At 64.8% G+C, this 1,114-nt stretch carries 1 protein-coding gene; it reads left to right on the forward strand.

Annotation, left to right across the window (positions count from 1 at the left end; all coding sequences use genetic code 11):
* Positions 1 to 157 precede the first annotated feature (157 nt).
* Positions 158 to 1,015: an alpha/beta hydrolase gene (locus AX702_RS09095; RefSeq protein ID WP_066778704.1), complete on the forward strand. Its 858-nt coding sequence runs from the start codon at positions 158 to 160 to the stop codon at positions 1,013 to 1,015.
* Positions 1,016 to 1,114 lie beyond the last annotated feature (99 nt).

The following is a 1,114-nucleotide window of genomic DNA, read 5'->3' on the forward strand; positions in this document are numbered from 1 at the left end:
CCGCCTCGACCGTTTAATCCCGCAGGTAGCCGCAATGCCGACCCCTTCTGAAACCTTGCCTCCTCGAAAACACCTACACATGCGCAACTTTCGAGAATTTTCCCGCCGTCCCCTCCTTGCCGCCGCCATGCTCGCTGCCTCATGCGCTCCGGTCACGATGACCAGCTCAGCCCCCTCTTTCACGCCCCTCACCTGGGACGACCTCACCGCCCGCCCGCGCGAGAAGCCGAATGCAACGATCGCGTATGGCAGCGACAACATGCAAAAGGTCGACGTCTGGATTCCCGCTGGCGCCGGTCCGCACCCGGTCGTGCTGATGGTCCATGGCGGCTGCTGGCAGACCAGCATCGCCGATCGCTCGATCATGGACTGGGTTGCCGCCGACCTTCGCCGCGACGGCATAGCGGTATGGAACATCGACTATCGCGGTGTCGATCGCAGCGGCGGCGGCTACCCCGGCACCTTCATGGACGCTGCGAAGGCTGCTGACGAACTTGCGAGAAACGCGAGCAAATATAATCTCGACCTCACTCACGTGGTCGCCGTCGGCCACTCCGCCGGTGGCCACCTGGCCCTGTGGCTCGCCGCCCGTCACAAACTTGCCGCCTCAAGCCCGCTTGACAGTCCACAGCCGCTGAAGATCTCCCATGTCGTCAGCCTCGGCGGCCTGCCCGATCTGGAAGCAACCGCCGCCAGCCCCGACAATGGTTGCGGCGTCGATGTTGTCGCCAAGCTCGTCGGTACCGATCGCTCGGATCCCTATGCCGACACCTCGGTCCCACGCCTCCTCCCCCTGAACACCTCCCAGACCCTCATCAACGGCCGCGAAGATCGCATCATCCCCTATCGCATGGGCGCCGACTATGTTGCACGAGCGATGACGGCCGGCGACGAGGCAATCCTCACCACCGTTCCGAACACCGGCCATGTGGAGCTGGTCACGCCCGACGCGGCCGCGTGGCTCGAAGCGAAAAAGACGATCCGTGCCGCACTCGGCAGGAAGGCAGCGCCATGAACAGCCCATGGCGCGGACTTAAGCTTCTCCACAGAGGCGGACGCGCCGCATGATTGCGCCACGGACCCCCGTCCCCTATATGGCGGGCGATTCCCGCCC

The sequence above is a fragment of the Sphingomonas sp. CCH5-D11 genome, assembly GCF_001557395.1.
Taxonomy (GTDB): domain Bacteria; phylum Pseudomonadota; class Alphaproteobacteria; order Sphingomonadales; family Sphingomonadaceae; genus Sphingomonas.